Raw genomic sequence first — 14247 nt, 5'->3', positions numbered from 1 at the left:
ATCAGCGCAGCGAATCGATGACGCGTTTTTGCGCCTTGAGCAGCTCGCGAATTCCCTGGTGGGCGAGCTCCGCCATGCGCTCCATCTGCCGCCGGGTAAACGGCGTGCTCTCCGCCGTGCCCTGGACCTCGACGAACTTTCCCGAGCCGGTCATCACGAAATTCATGTCGACGTCGGCGCGGCTGTCTTCCTCGTACGAGAGATCGAGCAGGAGCTTGCCGTCGACGATCCCGACGCTCACCGCCGCCACGGAATCCCGCAGCGGATTCCCGGCGACGAGCCCGCTCGCGGACCATCGGCGAACCGCCTCGGCGAGAGCGACGTAGGCGCCGGTGATCGACGCCGTCCGGGTCCCACCGTCCGCCTGAATTACGTCGCAGTCGACCCAGACCGTCCGTTCCCCCAGGGCCCTCAGGTCCGCGACCGCCCGGAGGCTACGGCCGATCAGCCTCTGGATCTCGTGCGTGCGGCCCCCCACATGGCCGCGCGCCGACTCCCGGCCGATGCGCACCTGAGAGGAGCCCGGCAACATGCCGTACTCCGCCGTGATCCAGCCCTTGCCGCTGTTGCGCAAGAACTGCGGGACACGCTCTTCCAGCTTCGCGGTGCAGATGACCCGGGTGTCGCCCATCTCGATCAGCACCGATCCGTCGGCCGTCTTGATGTAGCCGGGCCTTATGCTGAGCGACCTGAGCTGCCGCGGTTTTCTTCCATCGGCTCTCACTGCGGGTTGTGCCATTGCCCTTAGCTGCTCAGATGGAAAACGACCATCTTGAGCTCGGTCATCTCTTCGACGGCGTAGCGCGGTCCTTCTTTACCGAAGCCCGACTGCTTGAGCCCGCCGTAGGGCATCAGGTCCACGCGCCACTGCGATCCCCAATTGATGTGCAGGTTACCGGCCTCCACCTCGCGGGCAAATCTCATGGCCCATTCCACGTTTTCGGTAAAGATGCCGGCGGCCAGCCCGTAGACACTGTCGTTCGCCAGCGCGATGGCCTGCTCGATGGTATCGAACGGCGTGACCGCCACCGCCGGCCCGAATAGCTCGTCGCGCGATATGCGCATGTCGGGATGAACGTCGGCGACAACCGCGGGCGTGTAAATCGCCCCGCGGCGGCCACCGCCCGCCACCAGCCGGGCCCCGCCCGCCACGGCTTCGTTGATCCAGCTTTCGACCCGCGCCGCCTCGCTCTCCTTGACCATCGGACCCACCTTGGACTTCTCGTCGAGCTGGTTGCCCGTGGTCAGGGCTTCGACCTTGGGTTTCAAGGCGTCGAGGAAATCGCCGTAGACTCGCTTGGCCGCCAGCACCCGTTGAGTCGATATGCAGGTCTGGCCGGCGTTGCCGTAACCGGTGACGGCGATCGCGGCGGCCACCTTTTCCAGGTCTGCATCCGGCATAATGATCACCGGGCTGTTCGAGCCGAGCTCCATGGTGACCTTCTTGATCCCGGCCCTCCGGCAGATGCGTTCGCCGACCTCCCGGCTTCCGGTGAACGTTACCTTGCGCACGCGATGATCCGCCACGAGAGCGTCCCCGATCTCGCTTCCCGAGCCGGTCAGGCATTGGATGCCTTCGGGCGGCAACCCCGCCTCGAGCAGGATCTCGGTGAGCTTCAGCGCGGAAAGCGGCGTATCCGAGGCCGGCTTGACGATCACCGTGTTGCCGGCCGCCAGCGCCGGACCGACCTTGTGGCAGACGAGGTTGAGCGGAAAGTTGAACGGCGCGATGGCCGCCACCACGCCGCAAGGCACCCGCAACGTAAAGCCGAGCTTTTTCGCCCCCGTGGGGTCGGCGTCCAGCGGAACCGTTTCCCCGTGTACCCGTTTCGCCTCTTCCGCCGAACCCATCATCGTCTCGACCGCCCGGCTGGCCTCGCCCCTCCCCTCCGCGATGATCTTCCCCTCTTCCCGGGAGATGGTCTCGCCCAGCTGCTGGTTGCGCTCGGCCATGAGATCGGCCGCCTTACGGAGGATCTTCCAGCGTTCGTAGGCCGAAAGCTTGGCCATGACTTTGGCGCCGCGCTCGGCGAAGGCCAGGGCCTTCTCCAGATCGGCGGCGTCGGCCCTCGGCACCGTGTCGATCACCGACCCGTCAAAGGGATTCTTGACCTCGATTTTCTGCGGCTTGTCGACCCAGCTTCCCGCGAGAAATATCTTCATGGATCAAACCTCCGAAACGAAATCCACGGACGGCGAGCGCGCCCTCACATGCCCGAGCCCAGGACGCGCGCCAGGTCGTAGAGCGAGCGCACCACGAACTGCTGGATGAAGATCACGGCGATCCAGACCAGGATGGGCGACAGGTCGAAGCCTCCGGCGTACACCGGTGCGATGCGGCGCACCCGCTCCAGGACGGGTTCCGTCGCGCTGTAAAGAAAGCGCACGAGCGGATTGTAGGGATCGGCATTCACCCAAGAAACGATCACCCGCCCGATCAGAATCCAGATGTACGCCCACAGGACGTAGTCTAGCACCTGGGCGATGGCAACCAGAAGATTAGCGATAATAAACATACGACGGCCGGTCAAGGACGCGGCCCGAACAGTCCCGTACCGATCCGCACGATGGTCGCTCCCTCTTCGACGGCGATCACGTAGTCGTGCGTCATTCCCATCGAAAGCTCACGCAGATCATGGCGCAAGAAGCGCTCCGCCAGCCGGGCCCTGAGCTCCCGCAGCTCGCGGAAATACGGGCGGACCTGCTCGGGGTCCTCCCTGAAAGGCGGTACCGTCATCAGACCGATTACGGCGAGAAACTCCAGGGAGCCGGCTTCCTCTAGCAACCGGGGCACCTCGTCCTTGGCAATACCCGACTTGCTCGGCTCGCCCCCGAGGTTTACTTCGACGTAGGTCCGCACGACTCGACCCCGTTTTCGCCCCTCCTCGTCGAGCCGGCGCGCCAGCGCGACGCTGTCGAGCGTCTCGATCACATCGAAGACCTCTACCGCCGCCTTCGCCTTGTTGCGCTGCAGGTGGCCGATCATATGCCACTCGACAGGCCCCTGGACCTGACGCTTCTTCTGCTGCGCCTCCTGGACGTAGTTCTCCCCGACCAGGGTGACCCCCGCGGCGATCGCCGCCTGAACCGCTTCCGCGCTCTGCGATTTCGCCGCAGCCAGGAGCCGGATCTCCTCAGGCTTTCTGCCGCACCTCGCAGCCGCCTCGCCGATCCGCTCGACGATCCTGCGATAGTTGGCGGCGACATCGACCATTGCTGAGCCTGCTTATCATATCCGGCGCGAGAATTCATGCCAGCCGCAGGGTACCGAGACGAAGACGGGCTCGGGGGCGCCCCGGATCGCCCGTGAGCCTTCCCGGCCATTGACAGGACCGGCATTTCTATAGTTAGTATGCCGTCTGATCGGCTGAAGAGCTTCTGGTTTGCGGTTCGGAGAAGGGCTGCCCGAAGACCACAATGAAAGTTCTCGTTGAGCCGGGAGCCGGGATACGGCTTGCGAGCGGGAATCGGCGGCGGCCCGGGAGGTACCGCCCCGTTGACCGCGGTCGGAAGGTCTCGGCCCGAGCGCCAAAAAGGAGTCGATACGATGGCAAGATGGGCTACGATTGCTGCAACCGCGTTGATGACCGGCCTGTTGGTTCGAAGCGCGCAGGCTGCTGCGCCGTTTTACGAGGGGAAGTCGATCCGGCTGATCGTTGGATTTTCGGCCGGCGGCGGGTTCGATACTTACTCGCGGGTGATCGCACGCCACCTCGGCAAGCACCTTCCGGGAAATCCGACCGTGGTCGTGGAGAACATGACCGGCGCCGCGAGCCTCGTCGCGGCCAACCACGTTTACAAGGTCGCGAAACCCGACGGGCTCACTATCCTCAACTTCCACGGTAATCAGGTTATCAACCAGATCATCGGCAAGCCCGGCATCGAATTCGACGCCCGCCGGTTCGGCTATCTCGGCAGCCCGACGCAGGACAACGTCGCCTGCGCGTTTACCAAGGCGAGCGGGATCACCAGCTTCGAGCGGCTGCGAGGCGCCAAAACTCCGGTCAAGCTCGGGGGCGTGGCCCCCGGCGACACGACCTACAACACGGCCAAGTTGCTTCAGGCCGCCCTCAATCTGCCGATTCAGCTGGTTGCCGGCTACAAGGGAACCGCCGAGATTCGGCTGGCGGCCGAAGCGGGAGAGGTCGCGGGAGGTTGCTGGCAATGGGAGTCGATCAAGTCGATCTGGCGACAAGGACTCGACGCCGGCAACGTCGTCATCGTCCTGCAGGTGAATCCCAAGCCTCACCCCGAGCTGGCCAAGGTTCCCAACGCCATTGACTTCGCGCCCAACGAGAACGCACGGCAGTTGCTGAAATTCGGCGGGCACGATCCCGCGATGATCACGCGCCTGTACGCCGTGGCTCCCGGAACGCCCAAGGACCGCCTCGAGCTGCTGCGCCGGGCCTTCGCCGAAACCATGAAGGATCGCGACTTCATCGCCGACGCGCGAAAATCGAAGCTGGACCTCGACCCGCTGAGCGGGGACGAGATCGACAGAATCATCGCCGCCCTGTTCAAGATGAGCCCGGATCTGGTCAGTCAACTGAAGGAGATCCTGAAGTAAGAGCGTTTCAAAAACCAAGCTGGGGAGGAGACGTGTCTGCCAACATCTTTCGCTGGTTCGCGACGTGGTTGCTGGTTCCCGGTTTTTTCGCCGCATCGGCGCTGGCTCAGGACTCGTTCTACGCCGGCAAGACGATCCGGATCATCGTCGGAGCTTCGGCCGGCGGCGGATATGACACCTACTCGCGCACCATCGCGCGCCATATCGGGAGATACATTCCCGGCAACCCGGCGGTGGCCGTCGAAAACATGCCCGGGGCAGGCTTTCTCATCGCCGCCAACCACGTTTACAAGGTCGCGAAGCCCGACGGCCTTACGATCGGGCACTTTATCGGCGGCCTGTTCCTGCAGCAGCTCCTGGGCAAGCCCGGTATCGAGTTCGATGCCGCAAAGTTCGAGTACATCGGGGTGCCGACGCAGGACAACTACATGCTCGGGATCTCGCGAAAGGCCGGTATCGCGACCATGGAGCAGTGGCTGGCCGGGAAGACCACGATCAAGCTCGGCGGAGTGGGAGCGGGGTCGGCGACGGACGATATCCCCAAGGTGCTGATCGCAACGATCGGTCTTCCCGCCCAGCTGGTGTCCGGCTACAAGGGGACGGCGGACATCCGGCTCGCCTACAACAGCGGCGAGATCCAGGGAGTATGCAACGCGTGGGAGTCTTTCCGGGCGACCTGGCGCAACGAGCTCGACTCGGGCGACCTCCGCATCATCGCCCAAACCGTAGGCAAGCCACATCCCGACCTTCCGAAAGTTCCCCTCGTCATCAGCTACGCCAAGACCGAAGAGGCCCGAAAGCTCATCCGCGCGCTCGTGCACAGCGTCGGCCCCGCCGCGCGGCCCTACGTGCTGCCTCCGGGGACGCCTAAGGATCGGGTGGCGATCCTTCAGAAGGCCTTCATGGAGGTCATGAAGGACAAAGAGTTCCTGGCCGAGGCGAAGAAGTCCAAGCTGGATATCAATCCACTGGACGGTGTCGAGCTGGAGCGAAACGTCAAGGAGATATTCAATCTCGATCCGACGCTGATACCCAAGGCCAAGGAGATCCTGAAGTAGCCGGTTGCAAGCCGGCGCCTTCAGGGGTCGCAGTCGGACGGCTTGACGTCGACGGCTGCGATCGGGCGGCGATCCCTGTCGAAGTAGGCGTAGCGCAGCGTTACGCCCTTGTCGAGAAAATCCTCGCGCGTCTGCGGGGTGGTGCACGCCCCTTGAACCACGCGCCGCCTCGCTCCCGCAGCGAATTTCGCAGCGTCGAGCTGGGCCGCGGAATAACCCACGAGCCGGTAGTTGTAGACGAGCAGCCCCTCGGCGCTCTGGACCGGCAGCAGCTCGGTCTCCGGATCGATCATCATCGGAACCTGGCGGTTGATTTCCGCGGCCACCTCCGCCAGATGCTCAGCCGAGCTGGGGTCGAGAGGTGCAACCGGATAGCTCCACGCGCGCCACCCCAGGTAGATCCCTGCCGCCAGGGCCACCGTTCCGAAAGCCACCTTGTACACGTTGCGCGGTCGCACGGGACATTCCTGGAGGTCTGGGTGATCCATTCCAGCGTACCGGTTTCCCTCGAACAACGCCAGCAACCGACGACCCCGCGACGGCCGGGCTAAAGCCGGAGCTTGGGATCGAGCGCGTCTCGCAGGGAATCGCCGAACAGGTTGAAGGCGAAAACCGCCAAGCTCAGAGCCAGTCCCGGGTAAAGGGCCATCCACGGGGCGCGCTCGGCGAACTCGACCGCCGCCCCGCGCAGCATGAGCCCCCAGGCCGGCTCGGGCTCGGCGACACCGAGACCCAAAAACGACAGGGAGGCCTCGAGCAGGATCGCCTGGCCGAGAAATGAGGTGAGCATGATCAGGTACGGCGCGACCACGTTCGGCAGCATGTGGCGCGCGATGATGCGTACCGGGCCGAAGCCCAACGCCCGCGCGGCCTCGATGAACGGCAGCTCCCGCAGCCGAAGAGCGCTGCTGCGCACGACGAGCGCGCACCGCGGCACCATCGGAATCGTGATCGCGATGATGACGTTGGTGGTGCCGGTGCCTAGAACCGAAACGATGACCAGAGCGAGCATGATGAGCGGAAATGACAGGAGCAGGTCCATGAAGCGCTGCACGACGAGATCGACCTTGCCGCCGAAATAGGCGCTCGACACTCCGATGACCGCGCCGATGGTCGCCCCGAGAAGCGAGGAGACGAACCCCACCCACAGCGCTGTTCGCGAGCCGTAGATGATGCGCGACAACACGTCGCGGCCGAACGAATCGGTGCCGAACCAGTGTGCCGCCGAAGGAGCCTGCAGCATCGCGCCGTAGTCGGTCGCCAAGGGGTCGTAGGGCGAGATCAGCCCGGCGGATAGCGCGCTCAAGACCATCATGCCGATGATCGCCGCCCCGACCGCGCCGAGCGGCCGCCGGCGGGCGAACTGGAAAGACGCTTCCAGGCTCCGGTCCAGCCGCGAGATCAGCGGAAGAACGAGCGGCCTGGGGCCGGCTATTTTTGCGGGTCGCTGCAAAAGCTTTCGTGGAACTCGAGCCGCTCCGGCACCGAGCCGACGGTTCGGCCTGCACGCGGCCGGGCGATCCGGCAAGCTCCCTGACTCGGAGCCTTCACTGGTAGCGGACCCGAGGGTCGAGACAGGCGTTGACCAAATCGACCGCGAAGTTCACGACGATGAACACGGCCGAGGTCAGCAGCACGAGGCTCTGCACCATCGTGTAATCGCGCTGGCTGATGGCCTCGACGAACAGCTTGCCGATCCCGTTCAGATTGAAGACCTGCTCCGTGACGACCAGACCGCCGACGAGAAAGGCGAATTCCAGACCGATGACCGTAATGACGGGAAGGATCGCGTTCTTGAGCGCGTGCCGCGCGATGACCCTCGGCTCCCAGACTCCCTTGGCGCGCGCGGTACGAACGTAGTCTTCTCCCAGCGACTCCAGAAGCGCCGAACGCGTCATCCGGGTAGCCACGGCCGAGTAGCGATAGCCGACCGCGATCGCCGGCCAGATCATCTGCGACAGGTTGGCGACCGGATCGACCCAGAACGACGTGAACGTGAGCGGCGGCAGCCAGCGAAAGTACAGAACGAAGCCGAGGATCATCAAGATTCCGAGCCAGAACGACGGGACGGCCAGGCCCGCGATGGAAAACACCCGCGCGCAATAATCGATCCAGGTATCCTGTTTGACCGCCGCAATCGTGCCCAGCGGCACCGCGATCAAGACGGCGATCAGCGTCGCCATCAAGGCCAGCTGCAGGCTCAGCTCCAGCCGGATGCCGATCTCGTGCGCGATCGGCCGGCCCGTCCACATCGACTGCCCGAAATCCAACCGCGCCATTCCCCAGATCCATGTCGAGAACTGGTGCCACAACGGCTTGTCCAGGCCGAGTTGCGCGCGCTCGCGCTCGATCGCCTCCCGCGGCGCGTAGGCTCCCTGCCCGGCATACTTCAGTTCGACGATGTCGCCAGGCACGATCCGGATCATGATAAACACGAGCGCGGCCACACCCAGCAGGGTCGGAATCATCAGGAGCAACCGTCGCAGCAGATAGCGGACCATGACCGCAAGGGTGGAACCGCGGCGAGCTTTCGCCTATTCCGCCAGCCAGACGTCCCTCAGATCCTGATTGAGGTAGTGGCTCGGGGTTATTTTCCAGCCCTTGACTTTCGCCCAGTGCGGCACCAGCCGCTGCCACCAAAGGATGTGGAACTGGTAAGCCCTCTCGTCCAGCACCCGCTTTTCGAACTGCCGGAGCAACGCCAGCCGCTTCTTGGGATGGGTTTCCCGGCTCTGCTTTTCGTAGAGATCGTCGAGGACCGGATCCTTGTAGCGCGCGTAGTTGAGCGTGCTCTTGTCGCTGCTCAAGAACTTGATGAGCTGCAGGTCCGGCTCATCCATGAAGTCGCACGCGAAGTCGATACCCGCGTCGTAATTCCCCTGGCGGAAATCGTCGAAGTACGGCCCCCCCTCCTGTTGGATGTGGTTGACGTTGAGCCCGATCTGGCGCCACTGGTCGATGACGAAAACGCCGGTGACCTCATAGGGCTCCTTGACGTTGCGGTTCTTGAGCGAAAACGAAAACCCTTCCGGGACGCCCGCCTCCTTGAGCAGCCGGCGCGCCTCTTTTCGCGCCCCCTCGATGTTGTCGCCGAAACCCGCTAGCTTCTTGAGTTCCGCGTCGGAAGCGGCAAACTCCGACCCCGGCCGGAAAAGGCCGCCGACGTACTTGGCGAGCGAGATTTTCGAAAGCGCCTTGGACGCCAGGCGCCGGTCGATCGCCAGCGTGAGCGCGCGCCGCACGCGGGGATCGTCGAACGGCTTCTTTTCGTTGTTGATCGTGACGGTGAGATTACAGATCCACGGGCTTTCCTGGACCACGCCCTTGTTCCCGAGGGTTTTCATGATGTCGTCGCGAGCGGCTGGACTGAATCCCCGGAACTCGATCAGCGCCTGGCCGCTGCGAATCGCGGCCACACGCGGCGCCGTGTCGCGAATGAAAATCGCCCGGTAGCCGTCCAGATAGGGCCGGCCCTTCATGAAATAATCGGGATTCTTCTTCCCGACCCAATGGGAGCCCGGCACGTGCTCGACGAACACGAAGGGGCCGGATCCCATGATGTTCTTTTCGTACCAGCGCGGATCCCTGACGAGAATGTCGGCCTTGTAGATGAAGTTCCAGGGAGATGCCAGATTGGCCAGGAATGACGCCGACGCCTGTTTGAGGCGGAACATCACGGTGTAAATGTCGGGCGTCTCGATCTCCTGAACGACGGCGTAGGAGGCTTGCCGCGCGCTCGCCACTCCGGCCGGTGGAAAGATGATTTTGTCGTACGTCGCCTTGACGTCCCTGGCGGTAAGCTGGCTGCCGTCGTGAAACTTGACGTTGCGCCGGATCTTGAAGGTGTAGACGAGACCGTCTTTGGACACCGTCCAGCTTTCCGCGACGTCACCGACGATTTTAGGATAACTCTGGGGGTCGAAGCGAAGCAGCGTGCTGTAATGCGGGGCGACCGGATGAAGCATCGCGAAGGTGGTCTCGCGATGGCCGTCGAACGAGGGGGGAGTGCCGCCGACGGCGAAAACCAGATTGCTGCCGGCGCGCGGCTTCTCCGCGGCGAACGCCGAAGGTCCGGCAGTCAGCCCCGCCCAAACAATGACCGCGACCGGAAGGGCCCCGGCCCGGACAGCATTCGCCCGCTTGAAGAACAGCCGGATTGCCATAAAACCTCCTCTGAAGGTTCTAGACCTGCCGGTACTTGCGACTCGCCGGAATGCCTTGCGCCCCTACAGCTACGCCAGCTTTTTCCGCGTGTCAACGGCGTCTCAGCGGGCACCGAGCTTGAGGAGACTCCAGGCGGTGCCTCCCACTGCGCTACCGGCAACCACCCTGCCTTCCATGGGAATGCCGAGCTTTTTAAGGTCGCGGTCCTTGATGAGAAGGTAGACGGGAAAAGGCGCGGAAAGCAGCTTTTCGACCTCCGCCGGCGATCTTACCACCTCGATCACCTCCCTTCCGGTGTAGTAGTTGAAGTCGTTCATCGTATCGGCGTAGACGAGCAACGGCGCCGCGGGCGGCACCATCGCCCTGACCTCCACCGAGAACGGTCGCCGCGACTTGAACTGCTCGAGATAGGGAATCGCCGCCGCCGAGGCAGTCAGGAGAAGCGAGGACATCAGCAGCGTCACCACACGGAAGAGATTCTCCGCGTCGCGCGCGCGGGCGCTGTGAGCCGCGCCCAATCCGCCGACGAGCAGGACGGCACCGGCCGGGATCGCCGCCCGCAGGGCATCCGGTCGGACCGCCCAGGCGACGAACGGCAGCGCTGCGCCGGTGACCCAGACGAGGTGGGAGAAGGGGGAAACGAGCGCCCGGAACAGCCCGTCCTGTGGCAGCCGCCGCTCGGCGAGGTCATCGATGTAGCTCGCCACTAGCAGCGCAACCGGGGGAAAGAGCGGCAAGAGGTAGAGGTCGCGTTTGGTATCGGAAAGGCTGAAGAAGCCGAAAACGGCCGCGAACCAGCAAACGAGGAACAACAAAACGGGCTTTTCCCTGATCGGCTCCCTTCGGTACGCCCACAGCGCCGGGACAGCGAGCACCGTCCAGGGGAGAAAATCGACCGGCAGCGTCGTCAGATAATAATAGAACGGTTGGCGATGGCCGGCACCGGCGGTGTAGCGCTGAACATGATGGATGTAAATGAAGTCGGCGAGCCAGCGGCCTTCCGTCGCGGCGTTGACCATCAGGAACCAGGGGGCGGAGACCAGCAGAAAGACGGCCAGACCTGCCGGAATCCGAAGCCTTCGCAGAAGCGACCAGTCGCGGCTGACGACGATGAACAAGACGCCGATCAAAGCGGGAAGGACGATGCCGATCAGCCCCTTGGTCAGCGTGGCCAGCCCCATCAGCGCGTAGGCCCCGAGCAGCTCCGACGGGCTGCCTCTCAGAAAGAGACTGCGCGCGGCGAAGAGCATGGCGCCGGCGAACAAGCAAACGAAGAGCATGTCCACGTGCGCCCAACGAGCTTCCCAGAGAACACGGAACGCGGTACCGACGACGGCTCCGGCGATGAAGCCTCGCCTGGGAGAAAAAAAATCGCGCCCGAAAAGATACGTGGCCAGAACCAGCCCCACTCCCCCCATTGCCGCCGGGAGGCGAACAGTCCACTCGCTCACGCCACCCGCGATTTTCGAGGCAACCAGGACGAGCCAGAAGTAGAGGATCGGCTTGTCGGTGTAGAGGTCCCCGTTCACCGTCGGAACGAGCCATTCGCTTCTGGCGAACATGACGCGCGCGATCTCCGCGTAGCGCGGCTCCACCGGCGCCCAGAAGTCCCGGCTCCCCAGACCGGGAAGGTAGAGGAGCACGGCCAGCACGAGCAGGCGTACCGCGTAGGATCGAGGAAGAAAATTCATAACGTCGGCGAGGCGCCTCCAGGAGGCTTTAGCAGCCCAGAACCGACATTTCCAGCGCCTGCCGGCGCATGGCGGATCGACCACCAAAAAAACGGGGAACAGCCTGCGAGCCGTTCCCCGTTCACGCGCGAAGGAGATCGCGCCTGAGGTCAGAACGTGTAGATGAGCTGCGCCGCGATCGTTCCCTGGCTCTTGTCAGCGGAGGTGGCGCGCTTTTTGAAGAAACGCGTGTCCGCCCAGTCCTGGCGGTACTCGAGCCGGCCGAGCAGCATCTTGGTGAATTTGTAAGACCCCGTCAGCGTTACTTCGCCCAGCGTTTGATCCGCGTGGGTTCCGAAGAAATCGCCGAGCAGGCGCGTCCCGTCGCGGTCCCGGAAGACCTCGCCGCGCAGCGCGGTCGAGAAACGATCCGTCCACCCATAGGAAACGATGCCAGCCACGCCTTGCCACGTCGCGTCGCGTGTCCCCCCCAGGGAGGCTTTTTCTTCGTGCCCGTAGGTATATTCGACGGTGACAGCCAGCGGATCGAACGGCTTGATCGTCGCCACGTGGCTCATCGTGAAGCGCTTGTTGCCGCTGTTGTGGAACTGCTCGGGTCCGTACATGAAGTTGCTCACCAGGGCGAACTGATCGAGCGGCGTGAGGCTGAACCCCCACATCGCCGAGGGCTGACCGTTGTTGTCGTTCGGGTTGTCCCAACCCGTCACCACGCCGCCGTTGACCGAGAAAATCTTATGGACGGGATAGGTCAAGAGCATGCCGAGATGCCGGAACGGAATACCGAAGTTGAACAGCAAGGAACGAGAGATGTTGTCGTTGTACGCCCCGGGGTTCGGCAGAATCTCCGTGCCGTGAGTCGTCACGAACAGGCCGCCCTTGACCCCGAGCCCGGCCCCCAGGGGAATCGTTGTGGTGAGATAGGCCTCGCGCAGCTCCGCCGAAGGTTCGTCCTGGAGGCGATTGCCCCACAACGTCGCCTCACGCAAGAGCTCGCCGCCGCGGCCGAAGTCCCCCGAAATGCGAAAGCCGACTCCCCAGTCTTTTTCCGGTTTTTCAACCGCGAGGTGAAGGTAGTTGAAGACGACCTTGTCGTGGTCCTTGTCGAAATACCTGCCGCTGATGTTGGCCGGGCTTCGCGGATGATTCGAACTCCAGGTGTAGCTGGTGTCCAAAAAACCGCTGATGCCGATTCCCAGCGCTCTCTCGATCGCCGATTTGCTTTCGGCCACTTTTCTGTCGAGCAGCCCAACGCTGCCGTCAAGGCCAAGCCAGCCTGGACCGAGCGGCTTGTCTTCCTGGGCGTAAAGTTCTCCCCGAACCAAAGCCACGCACCCCACCAGGAACAGTGCGCCTACCAACGTCTTTGTCATGGACGACCTCCCCCTGCTCCGTAACCCGACCGACAAGACCTTGCTTGCCGGGGCTTCCACGGATTGAGAAATTTTCCTCGCGCAAATAGCAATAAAAGTGCCAGCAACGGGCCTTTTCGAACGCTTCCACCTCTTCGATTGTAAAAGGCTTTTTCTCAGGGTCGACTCGCGCTCAGCCGGCTGCTCGCGCCTTGGGCAGCCGGCTGGTCAAATTTTCAGCAGGCGCTTTTGGCGGCGTTTCCGGGATCGTAGACTTTCGCCGTCGTGCCTCCATGCGGTCAGCGCCCGCTCAAGCTTCGCGCGAGCAAACCACCGCGCCCCTTTGGACTCTTCCCCTGTCGGGGCTCCGGCTGCTTCGGCTAGCTGGTGTCCGGATCCGCGCACGGGCAGGGGGCCTCATGCAACCGCCTGTCCGCCGTCTCCGCGCTGAGGCCCCCTCCGCGACATCCTCCGGATGAACTCGGACAGAAAACGGTCGGCGTAGTACTTCAGGGCGGGCGCGTAGCTCGGTGTGTCCGCCAGAATTTTTTCCCGCAGAACGTAGGGCGCGGCGGCGAGGTCCTTCGACCGCTGTTCGACCCATCTTTCCACGGTTCGCGGCGTCACCTCCAGGTGGAACTGCAAGCCGTAAACGGATTTTCCCAGACGGAAAGCCTGGTTCTCGTAGTGGGCCGAGGAAGCCAGCCTGACGGCGCCCGAAGGCAGCTCGAAAGAGTCGTCATGCCATTGAAAAACGGTCGCGGTCTCCGGCAGGTACCCCAGGAGCGAGTCCACCTGCCCGTGAGGAGTCAGGAAAATCGGGCTCCAGCCGATTTCTTTGAGACGCCCGTGATAAGTGACGGTGCCGAGCGCGTTCGCGATCAGTTGAGCTCCTAGGCAAACTCCCAGGATCGGAACCGCTTCGTCGATAGCAGCGCGGATTATTCTTTTTTCCCAGCGAAGAAACGGGAACCGATCTTCGTCGTCCGCACTCATCGGCCCGCCGAGAACGATTAGCGCCCGGACACGCTCCCAATTCTCCGCGGGCATTTCCCCGTTAAAAAGCTGGATGACCCGGTAACGCGCGCGCTGCTTCTCCAGTATCTCCGCAAAAACTCCCAGGTCCTCAAACGGATCGTGCTGAAAAACCAGGACCTCTTCCATGCGGTCCCTCGCTCACGAGAGTAATGAGCGCTGAGGATGAAGCGCTTCGCCAGCGGAATGGTCTCCAGTCAGACTGCTCAGTGCTCGCTCCTATCTGTTCCGTCCTACTTCAGATATCGAAGTACAGGGCGAACTCCCAGGGGTGGGGTCTCATGCGGATGGCGTCGACTTCTTTTTTGCGTTTGTAGTCGAGCCAGGTCTCGATGACGTCCTTGGTGAAGACATCCCCGCGCAGCAGGAACTCGTGATCCTTC

At 63.3% G+C, this 14247-nt stretch carries 14 protein-coding genes; 2 read left to right on the top strand and 12 right to left on the bottom strand.

The features are described from left to right. Position 1 precedes the first annotated feature (1 nt). From rph to VNN77_06205, 4 genes are read right to left on the bottom strand one after another with little or no spacing between them, the layout of a single operon-like run. Positions 2-724 carry a ribonuclease PH gene (gene rph, locus VNN77_06220; GenBank protein ID HXG50990.1) on the bottom strand — a complete coding sequence of 241 codons (723 nt, stop codon included), beginning with the start codon at positions 722-724 and terminating at the stop codon, positions 2-4. 20 nt (positions 725-744) lie between these two features. Then, the gene (locus VNN77_06215; GenBank protein ID HXG50989.1) at positions 745-2163 is read right to left on the bottom strand and encodes an aldehyde dehydrogenase family protein; all 1419 of its coding nucleotides are present in this window, start codon (positions 2161-2163) and stop codon (positions 745-747) included. Positions 2164-2207: 44 nt separating this feature from the next. Beyond that, entirely contained in the window at positions 2208-2516 is a 309-nt protein-coding gene (locus VNN77_06210) for a YggT family protein (GenBank protein ID HXG50988.1), read from the bottom strand. Positions 2517-2527: 11 nt separating this feature from the next. After that, positions 2528-3214 carry a YggS family pyridoxal phosphate-dependent enzyme gene (locus VNN77_06205; GenBank protein ID HXG50987.1) on the bottom strand — a complete coding sequence of 229 codons (687 nt, stop codon included), beginning with the start codon at positions 3212-3214 and terminating at the stop codon, positions 2528-2530. 333 nt (positions 3215-3547) lie between these two features. Between VNN77_06205 and VNN77_06200 the strand changes: the two genes are divergently transcribed. Then, positions 3548-4567, top strand: a complete 1020-nt coding sequence (locus VNN77_06200; GenBank protein ID HXG50986.1) for a tripartite tricarboxylate transporter substrate-binding protein — start codon at positions 3548-3550, stop codon at positions 4565-4567. A gap of 32 nt (positions 4568-4599) precedes the next feature. Continuing rightward, positions 4600-5625: a tripartite tricarboxylate transporter substrate-binding protein gene (locus VNN77_06195; GenBank protein ID HXG50985.1), complete on the top strand. Its 1026-nt coding sequence runs from the start codon at positions 4600-4602 to the stop codon at positions 5623-5625. 20 nt (positions 5626-5645) lie between these two features. Here VNN77_06195 and VNN77_06190 read toward each other — a convergent pair whose 3' ends face one another. The 8 genes from VNN77_06190 to glnA all read right to left on the bottom strand — a co-directional run. Then, positions 5646-6113 (bottom strand): hypothetical protein, encoded by a 468-nt coding sequence (locus VNN77_06190; GenBank protein HXG50984.1) that lies wholly within the window; start codon positions 6111-6113, stop codon positions 5646-5648. A 59-nt stretch (positions 6114-6172) separates the two neighbouring features. Next, positions 6173-7078, bottom strand: coding sequence for an ABC transporter permease (locus VNN77_06185; GenBank protein ID HXG50983.1), 906 nt, complete (start codon positions 7076-7078; stop codon positions 6173-6175). 94 nt (positions 7079-7172) lie between these two features. Next, positions 7173-8126 (bottom strand): ABC transporter permease, encoded by a 954-nt coding sequence (locus tag VNN77_06180; protein ID HXG50982.1) that lies wholly within the window; start codon positions 8124-8126, stop codon positions 7173-7175. A 33-nt stretch (positions 8127-8159) separates the two neighbouring features. Beyond that, on the bottom strand, positions 8160-9788 hold the full coding sequence (locus VNN77_06175) for an ABC transporter substrate-binding protein (GenBank protein ID HXG50981.1): 1629 nt from the start codon (positions 9786-9788) through the stop codon (positions 8160-8162). A 102-nt stretch (positions 9789-9890) separates the two neighbouring features. Next, a complete protein-coding gene (locus tag VNN77_06170; GenBank protein ID HXG50980.1) occupies positions 9891-11480 on the bottom strand; it encodes a glycosyltransferase family 39 protein in 1590 nt (529 codons plus the stop codon). Between the two features lie 149 nt (positions 11481-11629). Continuing rightward, on the bottom strand, positions 11630-12850 hold the full coding sequence (locus tag VNN77_06165) for an outer membrane beta-barrel protein (GenBank protein ID HXG50979.1): 1221 nt from the start codon (positions 12848-12850) through the stop codon (positions 11630-11632). Between the two features lie 396 nt (positions 12851-13246). Then, on the bottom strand, positions 13247-13993 hold the full coding sequence (locus VNN77_06160) for a gamma-glutamyl-gamma-aminobutyrate hydrolase family protein (protein HXG50978.1): 747 nt from the start codon (positions 13991-13993) through the stop codon (positions 13247-13249). A gap of 109 nt (positions 13994-14102) precedes the next feature. Further along, positions 14103-14247, bottom strand: a 145-nt coding sequence (gene glnA / locus VNN77_06155) for a glutamine synthetase (protein HXG50977.1), incomplete at its 5' end; no start/stop codon positions are given.

Source organism: Candidatus Zixiibacteriota bacterium, from assembly GCA_035574315.1.
GTDB lineage: Bacteria > Desulfobacterota > Binatia > UBA9968 > UBA9968 > DATLYW01.
Note: the sequence above shows the minus strand (reverse complement) of the source record. Positions and strands in the feature narration are given on the sequence as shown.

Coding starts and splice junctions, on each gene's coding strand:
- VNN77_06215 (HXG50989.1), bottom strand. CDS start 2,163: ATGAAGATATTTCTCGCGGGAAGCTGGGTCGACAAGCCGCAGAAAATC.
- VNN77_06180 (HXG50982.1), bottom strand. CDS start 8,126: ATGGTCCGCTATCTGCTGCGACGGTTGCTCCTGATGATTCCGACCCTG.
- VNN77_06205 (HXG50987.1), bottom strand. CDS start 3,214: ATGGTCGATGTCGCCGCCAACTATCGCAGGATCGTCGAGCGGATCGGC.
- VNN77_06190 (HXG50984.1), bottom strand. CDS start 6,113: ATGGATCACCCAGACCTCCAGGAATGTCCCGTGCGACCGCGCAACGTG.
- VNN77_06200 (HXG50986.1), top strand. CDS start 3,548: ATGGCAAGATGGGCTACGATTGCTGCAACCGCGTTGATGACCGGCCTG.
- VNN77_06160 (HXG50978.1), bottom strand. CDS start 13,993: ATGGAAGAGGTCCTGGTTTTTCAGCACGATCCGTTTGAGGACCTGGGA.
- VNN77_06170 (HXG50980.1), bottom strand. CDS start 11,480: ATGAATTTTCTTCCTCGATCCTACGCGGTACGCCTGCTCGTGCTGGCC.
- VNN77_06165 (HXG50979.1), bottom strand. CDS start 12,850: ATGACAAAGACGTTGGTAGGCGCACTGTTCCTGGTGGGGTGCGTGGCT.
- VNN77_06210 (HXG50988.1), bottom strand. CDS start 2,516: ATGTTTATTATCGCTAATCTTCTGGTTGCCATCGCCCAGGTGCTAGAC.
- VNN77_06175 (HXG50981.1), bottom strand. CDS start 9,788: ATGGCAATCCGGCTGTTCTTCAAGCGGGCGAATGCTGTCCGGGCCGGG.